This is a genomic window from Saccharopolyspora soli, from assembly GCF_022678645.1.
Taxonomy (GTDB): Bacteria; Actinomycetota; Actinomycetes; order Mycobacteriales; family Pseudonocardiaceae; genus Saccharopolyspora; species Saccharopolyspora soli.
Genome location: NZ_JALBWV010000111.1, coordinates 1 through 18187, shown reverse-complemented (window position 1 = coordinate 18187; position 18187 = coordinate 1). Strand labels below are relative to the sequence as shown.

The window sequence follows — 18187 nt, the reverse complement described above, 5'->3', positions numbered from 1 at the left end:
GCCGGGGGGGGCGGGGGGGGGGGGGGGGGGGGGGGGGGGGGGGGGGGGGGGGGGGGGGGGGGGGGGGGGGGGGGGGCCGGCCCCCCCCCCCCCCCCCCCCCCCCGGGGGGGGGGGCCCCCCCCACGCCGGTCGGCGGTCGTGAGTGGTTCTGGTCGCTATAGCGGCCGAGGCCACTCACGACCGGTCACACGCGGCGGCGGTAGGCCCACATCGCCAGGGGGAAGAACACCGCCACGATCGCCAGCATCCAGATCACCGTGGCCATCAGCGGTCCGGCGACCGGGCCGCCGATCATCAGGCCGCGCGCGGTGTCCGCGAGCTTGGTGACCGGGTTGACGTTCACCCACGCCTGCAACCAGCCGGGCATCGTCTCGGTCGGCACGAACACGTTGCTGCCCATGGTCAGCGGGAACATGAACGCCATCGCCACGCCGGGCAGCGCCTGCTGGCTCCTGATCAACATCCCGAGGAACACCGTGATCCAGCACATCGCCAGCGCGAAGACGATCACCACCAGGATCGCGGCCAGCGCGGACAGCGGATCGGTCTGGATCCGGAAGCCCATGATCGTGGCGAAGACCAGCAGCACCGCCAACGACACCAGGTACCGCACGATGTCGCCGAGCACCGCGCCGATCAGCGGGGCCGAGCGGGCCACCGGCAGGCTGCGGAACCGGTCGAACACGCCCTTGGAGATGTCGGTGTTGAGCTGCCATCCGGTGCCCAGGCTGGCGAAGACCATGTTCATCGCCATCACGCCGGGCAGCGTGAGTTGCAGGTAGGCGCCGGTGTCCCCGGAGATCGCCCCGCCGAAGAGGTAGACGAACATGACCAGGAACAGGATCGGCTGGATGGTGACGTCGATCAAGCCTTCCGGCGACTTGCGGATCTTCAGGGCGCTGCGCCCGGCCAGCGTCAGCCCGTGCCGCAGCGTGCGGACCAGGCCGATGCGTTCCGGCGCCGCCGTCGGCGTGGCCGGAGAGCGTTCGAGCGTGGCGGTCATGCGGCGTCTCCAGTGTCTTGCGGGACACCCGCACCCGGTCGGCCCCGCAAGCGGAAGAAGTTGTTGCTCACGCGGCCTCCTCCGCTGCCTTGCCGGTGATGGCCAGGAACACCTCGTCCAGGCTCGGCAGGCGCAGCGCGAGCTCGTCGGCGGTGATCCCGGCGTCGTCCAGCCGACGCACCAGGGTGGACAGCAGGACCGGGTCGTCGACCGGGGTGGTGAGCAGCCCGCTGTCGTCGTGCGTGGTCGGTTCGGTGCCGGTCAGCTCGGCGAGGATTCGGCGCACCGCGGCCACGTTCGCCAGATCGGTCGGCCGTACCTGGAGCGTCTGCCCGCCGACCCGCCGCTTGAGCTCGTCGGCTCGACCGTCGGCGACCACCCGGCCGTGGTCGATCACGCTGATCCGGTCGGCGAGTTGATCGGCTTCCTCCAGGTATTGGGTGGTCAGCAACACCGTGACGCCCTCGGCGGAGAGCGTGCGCACCATGTCCCACACCTGGTTGCGGCTGCGCGGGTCGAGCCCGGTGGTGGGCTCGTCGAGGTAGAGGATCTCGGGGCGGCCGACCAGGCTCGCCGCGAGATCCAGGCGGCGCCGCATCCCACCCGAGTACGTCTTGACCGCGCGGCCGCCCGCTTCGGTCAAGCCGAAGCGTTCGAGCAGTTCCGCGGCACGTGCCCGAGCGTCGCGGCGTGGCATCTCCAGCAGCCGACCGATGAGCACCAGGTTCTCCAGGCCGGTCAGCTCCTCGTCGACGGAGGCGTACTGGCCGGTGAGCCCGATGCGGCTGCGCACCGCGACCGGCTGGCGCAGCACGTCGTACCCGGCGATGGTGGCCGTCCCGGCGTCCGGCCGCAGCAGCGTGGCCAGGATGCGCACGGCGGTGGTCTTGCCCGCGCCGTTGGGGCCGAGCACACCGAGGATCGTCCCGGTGGGCGCGGCGAGGTCGACCCCGGCCAGCGCGGTGGTGGAGCCGAATCGTTTGACCAGGCCCTCGGCCTGGATCGCGAATGACATGCAACCTCCTTGCGGCTTGCGCATCCCAATATCCGTAGGGGTCCTGACAGGTCGCGCACAGCTCGCTGACAGGCTGGGTGCGGCGGATGACAAGGGGAATCACATGGATCGGACACGGCTGGTCGAGCCGGAGCGGGCGGAACGACCGCGGCGCAAGCCGGGTGGCGTCGCGGTCACGGCCGTGCTGCTGTTGGCCGCGCTCGGCTTCCTGGTGTGGTCCGCGCTGCCGCTGGCCGGTTTGGACACCAACCGGTACACCGTCGCGCTGGTCGCGCTGACCCAATACGCAGCGCTGGCGGGCATCGTGCTGGCGCTGCTGGGGTTGCTGCTGCGCCGTTGGCTGACCGCACTCGTCGTCGGGCTGGTCACCGCAGCCCTGGTGGTCTTCGTCGCACCGCGCGCCATTCCCGACACGACTCCGACGCAGGGGGTGCCGCTGCGGGTGCTGTCGCTGAACACCTACTTCGGCGAGGCGGACGCGAACCAGCTGGTGAACCTGGTGCGGCAGAACCGGGTCGACGTGCTCAGCCTGCAGGAGCTGACGCCCGAGATGGTGACCGCGCTGGATGCTGCCGGGCTCGCGCGGGAATTGCCGTACCGGGTGTTCCACCCGGGGCCGAAAGCGGACGGTTCGGGTATCGCCTCCCGCCTTCCGCTGCGGGAACTGTCGCTGGTGCCGAAGACGACGCTGGCCCAGCCCTCGGCACGGGTGGACCTGCCGGGCCCGCGGGACGTCGAGTTCGTCGCGGTGCACCCGCTGTACCCGGTGGGTCAGGACACGACCGCGGTCTGGGCCCGCGATCTCGCCGCACTACCCCCGCCACCGGCGGACGACACGCTGCGGGTGATGGCCGGCGACTTCAACGCGACGCTCGACCACACCCGCCTCAAATACCTGATCGGCCGCGGCTACACGGATGCCGCCGAAGCGACCGGCGGTGGCCTGCACCCGACCTGGCCGGGCCCCGGCTCCTGGTTCCCGCCGCCGATCACGATCGACCACGTGCTGACCAGCGAGGGCGTGGTGCCCCAGTCCTACCGGACCTTCGACGTGGCGGGCGCCGACCACCGGGCGATCTTCGCCGAACTCGTGATCACCGGTTGAGGAGGCGAGGGGCATCCGGGGTCGAGCGGATGCCCCGCTTCCTTCACTCGCCTGGGTGGGATTCCTGGATGAGCTCGAACTCCAGGAGGCTGGCCCCGGTGGCCACCGGGTTCTTGGCCTCCCCGGCGTGGGCCTCCTTGGCCGGGCCGCTGGCCCACGCCTGGAACGCTTCCTCGGACTCCCACTTGGTGTACACGAAGTACCGGTTCTCGCCCTTGACCGGGCGCAGCAGCTCGAAGCCCAGGAAGCCGGGCGCGCTGTCCACCGAGCCGTGCCGAGCGGCGAACCGCTTCTCCAGCTCCGGGCCCGCGCCTTCGGGCACCTCGATCGCATTGATCTTCACAACAGCCATACCGCCAGCCTACGAGCAGAGCGCAGCTGGTTGCGACGTCGACTCCCGCTCGGGTGCGAGAACGGAGCTCCAAGTCCCGTTACAGCTCGATCTGCGGGTGCAGGCGGCCGACGGTCCAGGCGCGCTGGCCCCGCACGACCAGGGTGGTCAGGGCCAGGAAGGCGACCAGGAACCCGGTGAGCACCGCGGCATCGCGCAGCAGGTGCTCGGTGACCCCGCCGGAGATCGTCACCCGCAGCCCGTCCACCAGGTAGCTCATCGGCAGGAACGGGTGCGCCGCCTGGAACGGCACCGGGGTGGTCTCCAGCGGGTACAGCCCGCCGCTGGCGGTGAGCTGGATGATCAGCAGCACCAGCGAAAGCAGGTCGCCGACCGCGCCGAGCCAGGTGCGCAGGAACTGGTCGATCGCCACGAAGGCGACCGCCGCGAGGCTGACCAGCCCGATCGTCCACCACACGTGCACCGGGTCGAGCCCCAAGCCGAAGTCGACCACCGCGTACAGCACCAACCCGCCGAGAACGCCCAGCGCCGCGGCTGGCAGGAACCCGGCGACCGCGATGGTCAGCGAACTGACCCGATCCGCGAGGGCACGCAGGTTCACCGGCTTGAGCAGCAGATACGCGAAGAGGCCGAACACCCACAACGCGATCGCGAAGAAGAACGGCGCCATGCCGCGCCCGTAGACGTGCGCCGGGTTGAGGTTGTCGGTGCGGATCTCGGTCGGCGACCCGAGGACGTCGGCGGCGCGCGCCACCTCGGTCGGATTCGTCGGCGGGATCTTGCCGAGCGAGTCGTCGACCAACCCCTGCAGGGACTTCGCGCCGTCGTTGAGCTGTCCGGCCCCGGTCTGCAACACACCGCTGCTCGCGACCAGCGTGTCCAGGCCGTTGGTGACGCCGTTGGCGCCCCCGGCCAGTTCCGCGGCCCCCGCGCGCAGCGTGTCGGCGGGGGCGGTGATCGCGCGGATCTGGTTCTGCAGCGGCCCCATGCTGTTCTGCAGGTCCAACGCCTGCTTGTTGGCGTCCTGCGCGGTGCCAAGCGCCCGCCCGGCATCCGCGTCCGCAGTCGTCGCGGCATCGCTGAGCTTGCGCGCGTTGTCCAGCGCGCGCTGGTAGACGGGGTCCCGCGCGATGTCGGGATGCTTCTGGCCGAGTTCCTCCAAGGTCGTTCGGCCTTCGGTGGCGCGCTGGTTGAGGAAGCCGGTGGTGGTCTTGATCGTGCTCAGGCTGTTGACCGCGATGTTGCTGGCGTTGACCAGGGCGTTCACCGCGCGGGGCAGTCGTTCGGCGGTGAAGTTGCCGATCGCGGACAGCTGTTGGTCCAGTTGCGCGGTGGCATCCGAGATGGTCTGCACGCCGCGCGAGAGCTCGCCGGTGCCGTCGCGGACCCCGCCGAGTCCTCTGTTGAGCGCGGCGGCGCTCTGCCTGCTCAGGTCGGTTGCCCCCACGAGCTGCTTCGACGCTCCCGAGGCGAGTTGCAGCTTCTCCCGCGCCTGGTCGAGTTCGCCGTACAGCGCGCGGGCGTAGCTGGCGTGCGCCGCGGCGTTGATCTGGTTCTGCAGCTCGGTTTTCACCGTGTCGGCCATGATTCCGACGACGAAGCCGTTGGCGTCGTTCTTGACGATCAGCAGTCCGGCGCGCTTCGGGTCGCGATCGGCCGCGGTGGCGAGCTTCGCGCTGAAGTCCCGCGGCACCTCGATCGTGAAGTAGTACTGGCCGCGTTCCAGTCCGCGCCGGGCGTTGGCGGCGTCCACGAAGTACCAGTCGAAGGTGTTGGTGGCCTTGAGCTGCTGGACGAACTGCTTACCGGCGGCGAGGTGCTCGCCGCGGCTGTCCACCGGCACGTCCGAGTTGACCACCGCGACCGGCACCTGGCGCAACCGGCCGTAGGGATCCCAGTTCGACCACAGGTACAGCGATCCGTACAGCAACGGGACCAGGATCAGCACGAGCGGCACGAAACGGCGCAGCGGCCCGCGGAAGCGCCGCAGCTCCAGCCACGCCAGGTTGATCGCCTTCACGGGGTGGCCTCTTCCTGCCGGTCGGGCACCTTCGCGGACCGCTCCGGGAGGCGGATCACGTCGACGTCGCCGGACGGCGGGTCCGTCGCGCTGGCCAGCACCGTCATACCGGTGCGGGTCACCTCGCGCAGCGCGGCCCACACCCGAGCGCGGGAGGGCACCGGGAGCCCGACGTCGACGTCGTCGACGAGGATCCCGGCAGGTGCCGCCGCGATCGTGAGCGCTACCGCGAGCAGCAGCTGGTCGGCGGGATGCAGCTCGCCGACCAGCGCGGCGCGGTCCGGGGCGAGCCCGACCAGGGTGCACGCATCGGCGATGGCGGAGTCGGAGACACCGCTGATCAGGCGGCGTTCGATGATCGCCTCGCGCACCCGGTGCTTTTCCTCCAGTTCGCAGCCCGGCCGCAACCGGGCCGGGCGGATCAGCTGGCGCACCGCCTTGGCCTGCGCGGGCAGCACGTGCCCGGAGACGTCCAAGTGCCCGGTGATCAGTGGCAGGCGACCGGACAGGGCGAGCAGCAGCGATGTTCGGCCGGTGCCGCCGGAACCGGCCACCACGGTGAGCGTGCCGGGTTCGACGCGCAGGTCGAGGTTGGCGAACACGGGGCCTTCCGGGCCCTCGGCGGCGATTCCGCGGGCCAGGATGCTCACGCCGTCGACGTCCACCAGCCACCCCCTTCGTGCGGGCTTGCCGGTCCAAAGTGGCCGCTCGCGCGAGGCTCGGCAACTCGTAGCAGGAGTCCAAAGTGGAGGACGGTCGGGCGGCCCGCGACGGTCAGCGGGTCAGCAGGGTTTCGGTGTCGCCGGTGCGGGTGTCGACGATGGCGATCTCGCCGATCCCCGCGCGCACCGCCTCGGGCGGTTGCAGGGCCCGGAAGCCCGCCGCCAGCTGGTCGTCGGTGATGCCCTGGGCGAGCGCGCAGTGCGGAATCCACGCGCCGGGGAAGTAGTAGGCGGAGGGGTGCTGCACCTTGCCCGCCAGCGCGTCGTGCACCGCGGAGTGCACCGCCAACAACTCGGTGTCGACCACCGCGCCCAGCAGCAGGACCCGGTCCTCACCGGGGAAGGTCCCCAAGGTGTGCAGCCAGAGGTCCGGAATGGACAGCAGCTCCAACTCAGCGCGCAACGCCTTGCGCGCGGCACCGGGAATGCCACCGGCTGCCGCCAGCGTCACGTGCGGCCGGTGCGCACCGCCGGTCCGGGTGCCGAGGCTCGGCACCCCGGCATCGTCCAACCGCCGCCAGAGCGCGCGGATATCGGCTTCCGCGGCGTCGTCGAAGAAAGCCGCCAGCGCGTGCGCCATCAGTGCTCGCCGGGCAGCGCGAAGCGGCCGTCGTCGGTCTGCTCGACGAGCCCGTCCACCAGCAGCGAGTCCAGACATCGGTCCCGCTGACCGGGATCCGACCACACCGCGTCCAACTGCTCGCGGAGCACCGGACCGGCCGAGCCGCGCAGCACGTCCAGCAACTTGCCGCGCACCTGGCGATCGGTGCCAGCGAACTTCTGCACCTTCTTCGCCGGTCCGGCATAGGCCGGTCGTCCCGCGTGCTGCCACGCGCAGTCGTGCGCGATCGGACAGGACTCGCACAGCGGCGAACGCACGGTGCACACCACCTGCCCGAGCTCCATCAACGCCGCCGACATCTTCGCGGCGCTGCTGTCCTCGGCCGGTAACAGGGCGTCGACATCGTCGAGATCGCGTTTGGTCGACGGCGGACCAGCATCCCCAGCACCGTGCACCGCGCGAGCGACCACCCGGCGGACGTTCGTGTCGACAACTGGCGCGCGCTTGCCGTAGCCGAAGGCGGCCACGGCTCGGGCGGTGTAGGCACCGATGCCGGGCAGCGCCAGCAGGGTGTCGACGTCGGACGGGACGACGTCGCCGTGCTCGGCCGCGATCTTCGCGGCGGCCTCGTGCAGGCGCAGCGCGCGGCGCGGATAGCCGAGTTTGCCCCAGGCGCGCAGCACCTCGCCCTGCGGCGCGGCGGCCAGGTCGGAGGGGCGCGGCCAGCGCTGCATCCACTCTTCCCAGATCGGCTGCACCCGGTTGACCGGGGTCTGCTGCAACATCGTCTCGCTGACCAGCACACCCCAACCGGTCGTGCCGGGCGCGCGCCACGGCAGCGGCCGGGCGGTGGCGGCGAACCAGTCGATCAACTCGACCGGGTTCAGGGACGGAACGGCTGGGTGCGCGGTGTTCTCCATGGCACTACCGATCCTGCCAGGTGCCCGACCCCACCCGAAACCACATCCGACCCGATCCCCGAACCCCCGCGTTCACCTGCGAAAAGGCCCGCAGGCAGTGGGGTGGTTCGCAATTTCGCGAGAAATTGCGCCCAATCGCTCTCCGGTGCGTGCGATGGGGCGGAGTTCCGGGCGTTGGTCCGGGAATTGTTGCGAAGCGCCCGATTGGGTGATCGTTGGTAGCGCTGTTTGGCGTAGCTGTCGCGTTACTGTCGTGGCGTGCTTGATCCGAATGGGCCGCTTCCGCCTGCGGTGTACTGGCGTCGCCGCGTGGTGGCGTTGGGTGCGGTCCTGCTCGCGATGATCCTCCTCGGCTGGGGCCTGGTGGCCTTGGCTGGCGGTGTCCTGAAGTCGCGCGGCGCGCAGGGACCACCGCCAGGCCCGCCGGTGGCGGTGGCGGCCGACGCCGCGCCGCCGCAGTGCGCGGATCAGGCGATGCGCGTCGTCGCCGAGGTGGCCCGCCCCGACTTCCGCGTCGGTGACCGGGTGGGCATGAGCATCGTGGTGACGAACGCGGGCGACCGCGCGTGCCTGCGCGACACCAACCGCGTGCTGCGCGAGCTGACCGTGACGACCCCGGCGGGCAAGCACGTGTGGTCCAGCAACGACTGCTACTCGGAGTCGACCAACGAGCAGCCGCTGCTGCAACCGGGCCAGTCGGTGCGCAACGACGTCCAGTGGTCCGGCCAGATGTCCACACCGGACTGCACCGCCCAGGGCCGTGCCCCGGCCGGTGACTACCAAGTGGTGGCCAGGAATGCCGCGCTGAACAGCGCCCCCACCCCGTTCCGCCTGACGTCCTGAACCGGTCGTGAGCGCGCAACCGGACCCCAACCCGGTTACGCACTCACGACCCCAGTCTTGGTTGAGGAGTGAAGGGCACCTTTTACCCAGTAAGAACTCGCGCGGATTGGGTATGTCGAGGGGGTCGTCAGGCAAGCGGCGTCAGCCGCTTCCTCCCACCCTCGCAGCTTGCACCGCCGCGGGTTCACGGTGGCCCACCCCTCTGGGGTTCTCCCCGCGAGGACAGCCCCGACGTGGTGTATTGGACATACATGATGTCGGGGATCCCACACCGAGAAGACCTCTGAGGTTCCGCTACCCGCACCGCCACGCAAGCCAATCCGCGCACCCTCCAAGTTGGTAAAAGGTGCCGTTCACTCCGGTCCCGTCGCCCTGTGGTGCAACAAGATGCGGTTCGCGCCAGCCCGGTTGCGCACTCACGACCATTCGTCCGGCTCAGGGAAAGCGTTCCACAATGGACGATTCGGCTAGGCGGGACAGGCCCTCCCGGATCAGGCGCGCTCGCGCGTCGCTGACCGAGTCCAACTCGCGCAGCTCCTCCACGGTCGCGGCGAGCAACTGCTGCAGCGAGCCGAAGTGCTCCACCAGCTGCCGTCGGATGGTCGCGGGCAGCCTCGGCACCCTGGCCAGCAGGCGGTATCCGCGCGGGCTCAGGTGCTGGTCCAACGCCTCCGGCGCGTCCGGGTATCCGAAGGCGCCCGCGATCGCGGTGAGGTCGAGCAGTTCGGTGCCGTCGAGCTTGCGCAGCGCCGTCTCGACCTGCTCCGACGTCGGCATCGCGCCGCTGGTGGGCAGGTATTCCAGCACGATCAGTTCGCGGTCCAGGTCGATGCCGTCCCTGGCGTGGCCCCGTCGGCTCCGCGCGTCCCGCGACGCCCCGACCAACTCGTCCAGTTGCAGTTCGATCAGTCGACCGTCCTTGCCGAGTTCTATGACGTCGCCTTCGATCTCGTCGGCGATCCGCCGCACCATCTCCAAGCGCTGCACCACGGTCATCGCGTCGCGCAACGTCACGTAGTCCTCGATCTCCAGCGCCGACAGCGTCTGGGCGACCTCGGCCAGCCGCGCGGTGTAGCGCTCCAGCGTGGCGAGTGCCTGGTTGGCGCGGGACAGGATCTCCGGTGAGCCGATCAGCACGTGCCGGTGGCCCTGCGTGTAGATGCTGATGATGCTCATCGACTGGCTGACCGACACGACCGGATACCCGGTCTGGATCGCGGTGCGCTCCGCCGTGCGGTGCCGCGTGCCGGATTCCTCGGTGGGGGTGCTCGCATCCGGCACCAGGTGCACGTTGGCCCGCATGATCCGCTTGGCGTCGGTGGACAGCACCACCGCTCCGTCCATTTTGGACAGCTCGCGGAGCCGGGTCGCGCTGAACTCGATGTCCAAGTGGAACCCGCCGTCGCAGAGCGCTTCGACCGCCGCGTCGTAGCCGAGCACGATCAACCCGCCGGTGCGCCCGCGCAGGATGCGCTCCAACCCGTCCCGCAACGCGGTTCCGGGCGCTAGGCGGACGAGTGTGCCGCGCAGCTGCTCATGGCTCATTTGCCCTTCTCCACGATCTTGAGCGCCTCGCCGACGTTGGACACCACCGTGGCGCGCACGCCGTTCGGCAACGGCCCCGCATCCGGCGGCACCAGCGCCCGGTCGAACCCGAGCCGGACCGCCTCGGCCAGCCGCCGTCCGACGCCGCTCACCCGCCGGATCTCCCCGGCCAGCCCCACCTCGCCGACCACGATCAGGTTCGACGGCAGTGGTCTGCTCTTCCGGGACGAGGCGATCGCCAGCGCGATCGCGAGGTCCGCGGCCGGTTCGCTGACCCGCGTGCCGCCCACCGTAGCGGCGAACACGTCGTGGTCACCGGTGTGGACCCCGCCGTGCTTGCCCAGCACCGCCAACATCATCGACACGCGCGCGGAGTCCAGGCCGCTGACCGAGCGCCGCGGCATGGCCAGTTGGGTCTTCATCACCAGCGACTGGACCTCCACCAGCAGCGGGCGCTTGCCTTCCACCATGACGGTCACCGCGGTGCCGTCGACCTGCGTCTCCTGCCGGTTGATGAACAGCCCGGAGGGGTCCGGTACCTCGGCTATGCCGTCGTCGCGCTGCTCGAAGCAGCCGACCTCGTCGGCGGGGCCGAACCGGTTCTTCACCCCGCGCAGCATCCGCAGCGCCGAGTGCCGGTCGCCCTCGAAGTGCAGCACCACGTCGACCAGGTGCTCCAGCACCCGCGGACCGGCCACCGCGCCGTCCTTGGTGACGTGTCCGACCAGCACCACCGGCAGACCGCGTTCCTTGGCCAGCGCCACCAGCGCCGTGGTGACCGCCCGGACCTGGGTGACGCCACCTGGACTGCCCTCGGCCTCGGGGGACTGCACGGTCTGCACCGAGTCGACGATCAGCAGGCCGGGTCGTACCGCCTCGACGTGCCCGAGCACGGCCGAGAGGTTGCTTTCCGCGCCGAGGAAGAGCTGTGGGTGCACCGAGTTGGTGCGTTCCGCGCGAAGCCGCACCTGGCCCGCGGATTCCTCGCCGGTGACGTACAGCGAAGGGCCCGGTGAGGCGCCAGCGGCCCAGCGGTGCGCGACCTCCAGGAGCAGCGTGGACTTGCCGACGCCGGGCTCACCGGCCAGCAGCACGACCGCACCCGGCACGATGCCGCCGCCGAGCACCCGGTCCAGTTCGCCGATCCCGGTGGATACGGCGCGGGCGGAATCGAGGTCGACCTCGGCTATCGGACGGGCCGGGGTGGCCGGGGCACCTGCGCTGACCTTCGCCAACGCTGGGCGGGCCGGGGCGGTCTCGTCGATCGTTCCCCACGCCTGGCAGTTCGGGCAGCGGCCGACCCACTTGGTGACCTCGTGGCCGCAATCGGCGCAGCGGTATCCGGGACGCGTGGTTCGGGCGTTCTTCGGGGGCACGCCGCGAGGCTATCCGCCCGTGGTGACAGGCCCGGTGGCGTCCCCGCGCATCGACATCAACCGGTGAGCTGGCCGTTCGACCGCGACCGCCAATCGTTCATCCGGGACGGAGTTGCCACCATCGAGTGGATCATCAGATGCGAATCGGGCAGCCGCGTGCGCGGACGGCCCGATTCGGTGAAGTCTGGATCAATGACCGCTGTGCTGCTCGGTGCCCGGCATCGGGCTGCCGTGCTCGGCGCGCGGGCTGTGGTCCGGACCGATCGGGACCTGCACGGTGACCGCACCGGCCTTCTCGAACACGAAGGTCACCGGGACGGTCACACCGGGTCCGATGTCCTGCTTGAAACCGTTCAGGGTGATCTGGACCTCGCGGTCGGCGGTCGTCTCCGCCTGCTGGACCTGCGCCGATCCACCGGTGGCGTGCAGCGCGGTCCGGCTCGGCAGCTCGGTGATGCCGCCGAGGGTGGCCGAGTTGGCGTACGGGCTGGACACCTGGACCAACTTGTCGTCCGGACCCTCGTTGGTCAGCACCAGCTGCACCGGCGCGGAAGAACCAGCCGGGTAGCGCGCCCCGCTGGTGGGGAAGATGAACGTGGCGTTGCGGATAGCGATCTTGTTCAGATCACCGCTGCCACCGTTCACGGCGGCGACCTGGGTGTCGGTTTCGGTCACCTGACCGGCACTGCACCCAGCGAGGGCGACAACGGCGCCGAGCCCGATTGCGGCCGGGATCAACCGCAGGCGGGCGGCCTTGAAGTGCTGAGGGCGGCTCACGGTTGCAGCGTCCTTCCTGATTGCCGGACAACCGCAGCTGAGCTTAATCCCCGCCCGCGCGGGCCCGTTCCAGGGGCTAGTCGAGCTACCTATCTCGGGGGCGTCGGGGACCGCGCCATCCGGTCGGTCGAAATGTCCATAGTGGACGATTTCAGTGGGTCGAAAGGTGTCTCCTTGCACGTCAGGGGACCCTTTGTCAAGCCTTACCCGCCGTCTGACCTGCGGTTACGGATGGTGAGGTGGTCGAGGGCCAGTTGCCCTACGTGTTAAAGTGGGCATAGCGAAAGGGGCAGAGGACACATGGTTTTCAAGGTCGGAGAGACCGTCGTCTACCCGCATCACGGTGCCGCGCTCATCGAAGCAATCGAGACTCGTGTGATCAAGGGCGAGGAAAAGCAGTACCTCGTGCTCAAGGTTGCGCAGGGTGATCTGACCGTGCGCGTTCCCGCGGACAACGCCGAGATCGTCGGCGTCCGGGACGTTGTCGGTCAGGAGGGACTCGACCGGGTCTTCGACGTGCTGCGGGCCCCGCACACCGAAGAGCCCACTAACTGGTCTCGGCGGTACAAGGCCAACCTGGAGAAGCTCGCCTCCGGCGATGTGAACAAGGTGGCCGAAGTGGTGCGCGACCTCTGGCGACGCGAAAAGGATCGTGGCCTGTCCGCAGGCGAGAAGCGAATGCTGGCGAAAGCGCGGCAGATCCTGGTCAGCGAATTGGCGCTGGCCGAGGGTACTGACGAAGGCAAGGCAGAAACCCTGCTGGACGAAGTCCTCGCCACCGCAGTGTGATCATCGGGAATAGACGAGCGTGAGCGTTGTCGCGCTGGTCCCCGCGGCTGGTCGCGGGGTGCGCCTCGGTGCCGGGATGCCGAAGGCGCTGGTTCCGGTGAACGGTGAATCGTTGCTGTTGCGCGCAGTCCGCGGCCTGTTGGCCGCGGGCTGCGTGCAGCACGTCGTGGTCGCGGCTCCGGCCGATCAGGTCGATGTTGTCGCGGCGGAGTTGGCGGAGCTGCCGTCCGCGCACGTGGTCGTCGGGGGAGCGGAGCGGACCGACTCGGTGCGGCGCGCGCTCGACGCCGTCGAGCAGGTGGCCCCGGACGCGCGGGTGGTGCTGGTGCACGACGCCGCACGGGCTTTCACCCCGGCGTCGGTGATCCGCGAGGTCGTCGCCGCGGTTGAGCAGGGCGCTCCCGCGGTGATCCCGGTGCTGCCGGTGACCGACACGATCAAGCGGGTCGACGACGCTGGTAACGTCGTTTCGACCGTGGATCGTTCGCGGCTCCGAGCGGTGCAAACTCCCCAAGGTTTCGCCATCGACGTGCTGCGGGACGCCTACGCCGCGGCCGGTGATGTGGCCACCGACGATGCTGGGCTGGTGGAGCGGATCGGCGGCAACGTGCACACCGTCGACGGGCATCCGCGCGCGTTGAAGATCACCACTGCCTTCGACCTGGCCGTTGCCGAATCGGTGTTGGCCCCGCCTGGAGGCGCGAGTGTCCCGCGAGACGCAGGAGGCGGCGCGAGCGACACTTGCGGCCCCCGCTCGCGCGGCCGACCGGGTGCGGGTGTCCCGCAAGACACAGGAGAAACCGAGTGACCGAGCTGTTGCCGCGGGTCGGCCAGGGCGTCGACGTCCATCCCGTTGAGGCTGGCCGTGACTGCTGGGTGGCTGGCCTGCGCTGGCCGGGCGTGGACGGCTGCGCTGGTCATTCCGACGGCGACGTCGCGGCGCACGCGCTTTGCGATGCGCTGCTGTCGGCTGCCGGATTGGGTGATCTTGGCGCCGTGTTCGGCACCGACGACGCCCACTGGGCGGGCGCCCACGGGGTGGACTTGCTGGTCGAGGTGCGAGACCGGGTCGCTGCGGCGGGTTTTCGCATCGGCAACGCGGCGGTGCAGGTGATCGGCAACGCCCCGCGCATCGGCAAGCGCCGCGCGGAGGCGCAGCAGGTGCTTTCGGGGGCGATCGGCGCGCCGGTGTCGGTGTCCGGTACGACCTCCGACGGTCTGGGCCTCACCGGCCGCGGGGAAGGCATCGCCGCGGTGGCGACCGCGCTCGTCGTCCCGACCTCGTGAGCGCTGCGCGGAATGTCCGGTCCCGCCAGCGTTCGCGATCGAAATGCCCTGCTGGCGAACGCCTCGGTACCTCGGTGTAACGGGTAGGCGGAGTCAGGGAAAACTCAGGGCCCGCGGCCTGGAATGCCGGGGTCGGTGCGCGTCATCCTCGACGCATGGTGATCGAGCGGAACCGGTGGGTGCGTCGTCTGCTCGTAGCGCAGCCGGTAGTGGTGTGGCCTGTGTCGTTCGTGCTGTGGTCCGGGGGTGGTGGTCTCGGGCTCGCGGTGGCGGTGATCCTGCTCTGGGCGAGTGCCTTCATCTGCATCGCCGCCATCGTCGTGCCGATGCGCAACCAGCAGACCCGGCGGTGCTGATTACTTCCGCGATGAGGGAAGTACCGGTGACTGCCGATGTCTGATTTGCCGTAAATCAACCTGAAATTCGCCGCGAATTCAGGTGCGGATTTTCGGCCTTTCCGCTGAAGCGGCCGTTTGGTGCCCAGTTGTGTGCCGATTTCGGCAACCCTCGCCACCTGCACCGACACGTGGGGTGAACCCTTGGATCGGGTTTTGCGCGAAACCGCCTTCCGGCGCCTATCGGACGGATCGTGAGTTTCGCCGCATGTTGGTGGTTGGTGAGGTCCAGTCCACATACCGTGACCGGTGTGACTGTGCGCGCAGTGCTCTTCGACTTCTCCGGGACGCTGTTCCGCCTCGAAGAGGATGAGTCCTGGTTCACCGATCTCGCCGATGCCAACGGCACCCCGTTCGACCTGGCGGCGCAGACCGAGGTCATGCGCCGGATGACCGCGCCGGTCGGCCAGGTCGTCAAACTCGCCCCCGAATTCCAACACGCCTGGGAAAACCGCGACCTGGATCCCGCCCTGCACCGCAAGGTCTACCTGGAGGTGCTGCGCAGTTCCGGCGTGGTGGACGGGCAGGCTGTCGCGCTGTACGACCGGATGATCGACACCGACTTCTGGACGCCGTACCCGGACGCCGCCGAGGTGCTGCGCCGACTGCACGGTGCGGGCATCAAGATCGGCGTGATCAGCAACATCGCCTTCGACATCCGTCCCGCTTTCGAGCGGATCGGCATCACCCGGTACGTCGACACGTTCTTGCTGTCCTACCTCGAAGGCGCCATCAAGCCGGATCCACGGCTGTTCCTGCGGGCCTGCGAGCGGCTGGGTGTCGCACCGGAGCAGGCGCTCATGGTCGGTGACAGCGAGGAGGCCGACGGCGCGGCAGCGGCGGTCGGCTGCCGGGTGGCGATCGTCGACCCGGTCCCCACCGCCGAACGGCCGAAGGGACTGGTGACCGCGGTCGGCGGCGTGCTGCGCTGACGGTCACTGCCCCTTGACGCGACGGCCCCTGTCGTGATTGGGGGTCGACCTGCCCCCGTACCATCAGGGGCGTGACACTGCACCTGCATGACACCGCGACCCGCACGACGCGCGAATTCCACCCGCGCTGCGACGGAGTGGCGTCGATCTACATCTGTGGTGCCACCGTGCAGGGCGTTCCACACGTCGGCCACGTCCGCAGCGGGCTGAACTTCGACGTGCTGCGTCGCTGGCTGCAGTACAAGGGCTACGACGTGCGCCTGGTCCGCAACGTCACCGACATCGACGACAAGATCATCAACAAGGCCGCCGAAGCCGGTCGCCCCTGGTGGGAATGGGCCGCGACGCACGAGCGCGCCTTCGAGCGGGCCTACGACCAGCTCGGCTGCCTGCCGCCCTCGGTGCTGCCGCGGGCGACCGGGCACATCACGCAGATGGTCGACCTGATCCAGCGGCTGATCGACAAGGGGCACGCCTACGCCGCGGGCGGCGACGTCTACTTCTCGGTCGAGTCCTACGCCGACCACTACGGCAAGCTCTCCGGGCAGCGCGTCGAAGAGGTGCAGCAGGGCGAGACCTTGGCCAGCGGCAAGCGCGACCCGCGCGACTTCACGCTGTGGAAGGCGGCGAAGCCGGGGGAGCCGAGCTGGCCGACGCCGTGGGGGCACGGTCGGCCCGGGTGGCACCTGGAGTGCTCCGCGATGTCCACCTTCTACCTCGGCAGCGAGTTCGACATCCACGGCGGCGGGCTGGACCTGGTGTTCCCGCACCACGAGAACGAGATGGCCCAGTCCAACGCGGCCGGGGACGGATTCGCGCAGTACTGGATGCACAACGCCTGGGTGACGATGAGCGGCGAGAAGATGTCGAAGTCGCTCGGCAATACGCTCTCCATCCCCGCGGTATTGGAGCGCGCCCGCCCGGTCGAGCTGCGCTACTACCTGGTCACCCCGCACTACCGTTCCACGATCGAGTTCTCCGAGGTGGGGCTGGCCGAGGCGATCGCGGCGTATCGCCGCATCGAGTCGTTCGTCCGCCGGGTCGAGCAGCGCGCTGGCAGCGTCGAGCACGGCACGGTGTGCGCGGAATTCGCGGACGCCATGGACGACGACCTGTCGACGCCGCAGGCGATCGCGGTGGTGCACAACGTCGTCCGGGAAGGCAACGCGGCGCTGGACCGCGGCGACGACGAAGCGGCCCGCGACGCGGCGGCGTCGGTGCGGGCCATGACCGACGTGCTCGGGTTGGATCCGCTGTCCGAGCAGTGGGCCGACGATTCCAGCAAGGACGACGCTGCCCACCGTGCGCTGAGTGAGCTCGTGGCGGTGATGCTGGAACAGCGCCAGCAGGCCCGCCGAGAGCGCGACTTCGCCACCGCCGACCTGCTGCGCGATCGGCTGCAGGACAGCGGAATTGCCGTCGAGGACACCCCCGACGGTCCGATGTGGACGTTGAAAGACGGGTAACACGTGGCTGGCAACGACAGGCGCCGCGGCGGCCTGCGCAAGAGCAACAAGAAGGGCATGGTCGTCGGTTCCGGCGGGCAGCGGCGTAGAGGGCTGCGCGGCAAAGGGCCGACGCCGAGGGCGCAGGACCGGGTCAGCCACCCGGCGAAGCGGCGCGCGGACGCCAAGACCAATGCGGAGCACCAGCGCGCGAAGCGCAAAGCGCAGCAGGAGACGCAGCCGGAGCTGGTGGCCGGGCGCAACCCCGTGGTGGAGTGCATCCGGGCCGACGTGCCCGCGACCGGGCTGTACGTGGCGCAGGGCATCGACATCGACGACCGCGTCACCGAGGCGGTGCGGGAGGCGAAGGCGCGCGGGATCTCCGTGCTCGACGTGCCGCGCATCGAGCTCGACCGGATGACGAACAACGCGGTGCACCAGGGACTCGCGTTGCAGGTGCCGCCGTTCGAGTACGCGCACCCGGACGATGTGCTGACGGCCGCGCAGGATTCCGGGATAACGCCGCTGATCGTCGCGCTCGACGGCGTGACGGATCCGCGCAACCTCGGTGCGGTGATTCGGTCCGCGGCGGCCTTCGGCGCGCACGGCGTGATCGTGCCGCAACGGCGCGCGGCCGGGATCACGGCGGTCGCTTGGCGCACCAGCGCGGGCACGGCGGCGAAGCTGCCGGTGGCCAAGGCGGTGAACCTGACCCGCACGTTGCGCGATCTCAAGAGCGCCGGACTGATGGTCGTCGGGCTCGACGCGGATGCCGACATCAACTCCGACGAGCTGGAGTTGGCCACCGAGCCGCTGGTGGTGGTCGTCGGCTCGGAGGGCCGCGGGCTGTCCCGGCTGGTCCGGGAGACCTGCGACCAGACGGTCTCGATCCCGATGGCAACGGGCGTGGAATCGCTCAACGCCTCGGTCGCCGCAGGCGTCGTCCTCGCCGAGGTAGCACGCCGCCGCCGCACCCGCTGATCACCCGGAAGGGCTGTGAGTGAAGGGCACCTCTGACCGGGCTTGGGTTCTAGGGGTGGTTGCAACACCTGATTTGTTCAGGGGTTGTGGTGTTCGAGATCCGCGAGGGCCGGTCGC

The 18187-nt window shown here is 69.9% G+C and carries 19 protein-coding genes; 9 read left to right on the top strand and 10 right to left on the bottom strand.

Going from position 1 to position 18187, the window contains the following annotated elements; all coding sequences use genetic code 11:
* Window positions 1-185 precede the first annotated feature (185 nt).
* Both MOQ72_RS42105 and MOQ72_RS42100 read right to left on the bottom strand, forming a co-directional pair.
* Entirely contained in the window at window positions 186-1004 is an 819-nt protein-coding gene (locus tag MOQ72_RS42105; protein WP_242191599.1) for an ABC transporter permease, read from the bottom strand.
* A 67-nt stretch (window positions 1005-1071) separates the two neighbouring features.
* Complete coding sequence (locus tag MOQ72_RS42100) at window positions 1072-2019, bottom strand: ATP-binding cassette domain-containing protein (protein ID WP_242191597.1); 948 nt, start codon at window positions 2017-2019, stop codon at window positions 1072-1074.
* Between the two features lie 103 nt (window positions 2020-2122).
* On the opposite strand from MOQ72_RS42100, the gene MOQ72_RS42095 reads away from it, so the two are divergent.
* Window positions 2123-3124 carry an endonuclease/exonuclease/phosphatase family protein gene (locus MOQ72_RS42095; protein WP_242191595.1) on the top strand — a complete coding sequence of 334 codons (1002 nt, stop codon included), beginning with the start codon at window positions 2123-2125 and terminating at the stop codon, window positions 3122-3124.
* Window positions 3125-3167: 43 nt separating this feature from the next.
* Here MOQ72_RS42095 and MOQ72_RS42090 read toward each other — a convergent pair whose 3' ends face one another.
* From MOQ72_RS42090 to MOQ72_RS42070, 5 genes are all read right to left on the bottom strand, one after another.
* Window positions 3168-3476 carry an antibiotic biosynthesis monooxygenase family protein gene (locus tag MOQ72_RS42090; protein ID WP_242191593.1) on the bottom strand — a complete coding sequence of 103 codons (309 nt, stop codon included), beginning with the start codon at window positions 3474-3476 and terminating at the stop codon, window positions 3168-3170.
* 79 nt (window positions 3477-3555) lie between these two features.
* The gene (locus tag MOQ72_RS42085; RefSeq protein WP_242191592.1) at window positions 3556-5496 is read right to left on the bottom strand and encodes a YhgE/Pip domain-containing protein; all 1941 of its coding nucleotides are present in this window, start codon (window positions 5494-5496) and stop codon (window positions 3556-3558) included.
* A complete protein-coding gene (locus MOQ72_RS42080) occupies window positions 5493-6161 on the bottom strand; it encodes an ATP-binding cassette domain-containing protein (RefSeq protein WP_242191591.1) in 669 nt (222 codons plus the stop codon). The genes MOQ72_RS42085 and MOQ72_RS42080 overlap by 4 nt, the downstream gene beginning before the upstream one ends.
* Before the next feature lie 109 nt (window positions 6162-6270).
* Window positions 6271-6798 carry a 2'-5' RNA ligase family protein gene (locus MOQ72_RS42075; RefSeq protein WP_242191590.1) on the bottom strand — a complete coding sequence of 176 codons (528 nt, stop codon included), beginning with the start codon at window positions 6796-6798 and terminating at the stop codon, window positions 6271-6273.
* Complete coding sequence (locus tag MOQ72_RS42070; protein ID WP_242191589.1) at window positions 6798-7700, bottom strand: iron-sulfur binding domain-containing protein; 903 nt, start codon at window positions 7698-7700, stop codon at window positions 6798-6800. Before MOQ72_RS42070 ends, MOQ72_RS42075 begins: the two co-directional genes overlap by 1 nt.
* Before the next feature lie 258 nt (window positions 7701-7958).
* Here MOQ72_RS42070 and MOQ72_RS42065 point away from each other — a divergent pair, with 258 nt between their 5' ends.
* Window positions 7959-8543 carry a hypothetical protein gene (locus MOQ72_RS42065; RefSeq protein WP_242191587.1) on the top strand — a complete coding sequence of 195 codons (585 nt, stop codon included), beginning with the start codon at window positions 7959-7961 and terminating at the stop codon, window positions 8541-8543.
* A gap of 435 nt (window positions 8544-8978) precedes the next feature.
* On the opposite strand, the gene disA is transcribed toward MOQ72_RS42065, so the two are convergent.
* The 3 genes from disA to MOQ72_RS42050 all read right to left on the bottom strand — a co-directional run bounded on the left by disA (window position 8979) and on the right by MOQ72_RS42050 (window position 12241).
* On the bottom strand, window positions 8979-10088 hold the full coding sequence (gene disA / locus MOQ72_RS42060; RefSeq protein ID WP_242191585.1) for a DNA integrity scanning diadenylate cyclase DisA: 1110 nt from the start codon (window positions 10086-10088) through the stop codon (window positions 8979-8981).
* On the bottom strand, window positions 10085-11464 hold the full coding sequence (gene radA / locus MOQ72_RS42055) for a DNA repair protein RadA (protein ID WP_242191584.1): 1380 nt from the start codon (window positions 11462-11464) through the stop codon (window positions 10085-10087). The genes disA and radA overlap by 4 nt, the downstream gene beginning before the upstream one ends.
* A 189-nt stretch (window positions 11465-11653) precedes the next feature.
* Window positions 11654-12241: a copper chaperone PCu(A)C domain-containing protein gene (locus MOQ72_RS42050; RefSeq protein ID WP_242191583.1), complete on the bottom strand. Its 588-nt coding sequence runs from the start codon at window positions 12239-12241 to the stop codon at window positions 11654-11656.
* Window positions 12242-12541: 300 nt separating this feature from the next.
* On the opposite strand from MOQ72_RS42050, the gene MOQ72_RS42045 reads away from it, so the two are divergent.
* The 7 genes from MOQ72_RS42045 (at window position 12542) to rlmB (ending at window position 18070) form a co-directional block, all read left to right on the top strand.
* Complete coding sequence (locus MOQ72_RS42045) at window positions 12542-13030, top strand: CarD family transcriptional regulator (protein ID WP_009947449.1); 489 nt, start codon at window positions 12542-12544, stop codon at window positions 13028-13030.
* 19 nt (window positions 13031-13049) lie between these two features.
* The gene (ispD, locus tag MOQ72_RS42040; RefSeq protein WP_242191582.1) at window positions 13050-13838 is read left to right on the top strand and encodes a 2-C-methyl-D-erythritol 4-phosphate cytidylyltransferase; all 789 of its coding nucleotides are present in this window, start codon (window positions 13050-13052) and stop codon (window positions 13836-13838) included.
* A complete protein-coding gene (gene ispF / locus MOQ72_RS42035; protein WP_242191581.1) occupies window positions 13835-14317 on the top strand; it encodes a 2-C-methyl-D-erythritol 2,4-cyclodiphosphate synthase in 483 nt (160 codons plus the stop codon). The genes ispD and ispF overlap by 4 nt, the downstream gene beginning before the upstream one ends.
* 155 nt (window positions 14318-14472) lie before the next feature.
* Window positions 14473-14673, top strand: coding sequence for a hypothetical protein (locus MOQ72_RS42030; protein WP_242191580.1), 201 nt, complete (start codon window positions 14473-14475; stop codon window positions 14671-14673).
* Between the two features lie 290 nt (window positions 14674-14963).
* On the top strand, window positions 14964-15644 hold the full coding sequence (locus MOQ72_RS42025; protein ID WP_242191579.1) for an HAD family hydrolase: 681 nt from the start codon (window positions 14964-14966) through the stop codon (window positions 15642-15644).
* Window positions 15645-15715: 71 nt separating this feature from the next.
* The gene (gene cysS, locus MOQ72_RS42020; protein ID WP_242191578.1) at window positions 15716-17110 is read left to right on the top strand and encodes a cysteine--tRNA ligase; all 1395 of its coding nucleotides are present in this window, start codon (window positions 15716-15718) and stop codon (window positions 17108-17110) included.
* Window positions 17111-17113: 3 nt separating this feature from the next.
* Window positions 17114-18070 (top strand): 23S rRNA (guanosine(2251)-2'-O)-methyltransferase RlmB, encoded by a 957-nt coding sequence (rlmB, locus tag MOQ72_RS42015; protein ID WP_242191577.1) that lies wholly within the window; start codon window positions 17114-17116, stop codon window positions 18068-18070.
* Window positions 18071-18187 lie beyond the last annotated feature (117 nt).

Bases quoted from the DNA above. Each gene is read 5' to 3' on its own strand.
- MOQ72_RS42045 (WP_009947449.1), top strand. From the start codon at position 12,542: ATGGTTTTCAAGGTCGGAGAGACCGTCGTCTACCCGCATCACGGTGCC.
- MOQ72_RS42075 (WP_242191590.1), bottom strand. From the start codon at position 6,798: ATGGCGCACGCGCTGGCGGCTTTCTTCGACGACGCCGCGGAAGCCGAT.
- MOQ72_RS42095 (WP_242191595.1), top strand. From the start codon at position 2,123: ATGGATCGGACACGGCTGGTCGAGCCGGAGCGGGCGGAACGACCGCGG.
- MOQ72_RS42070 (WP_242191589.1), bottom strand. From the start codon at position 7,700: ATGGAGAACACCGCGCACCCAGCCGTTCCGTCCCTGAACCCGGTCGAG.
- disA (WP_242191585.1), bottom strand. From the start codon at position 10,088: ATGAGCCATGAGCAGCTGCGCGGCACACTCGTCCGCCTAGCGCCCGGA.
- MOQ72_RS42100 (WP_242191597.1), bottom strand. From the start codon at position 2,019: ATGTCATTCGCGATCCAGGCCGAGGGCCTGGTCAAACGATTCGGCTCC.
- MOQ72_RS42030 (WP_242191580.1), top strand. From the start codon at position 14,473: ATGGTGATCGAGCGGAACCGGTGGGTGCGTCGTCTGCTCGTAGCGCAG.
- MOQ72_RS42090 (WP_242191593.1), bottom strand. From the start codon at position 3,476: ATGGCTGTTGTGAAGATCAATGCGATCGAGGTGCCCGAAGGCGCGGGC.
- MOQ72_RS42105 (WP_242191599.1), bottom strand. From the start codon at position 1,004: ATGACCGCCACGCTCGAACGCTCTCCGGCCACGCCGACGGCGGCGCCG.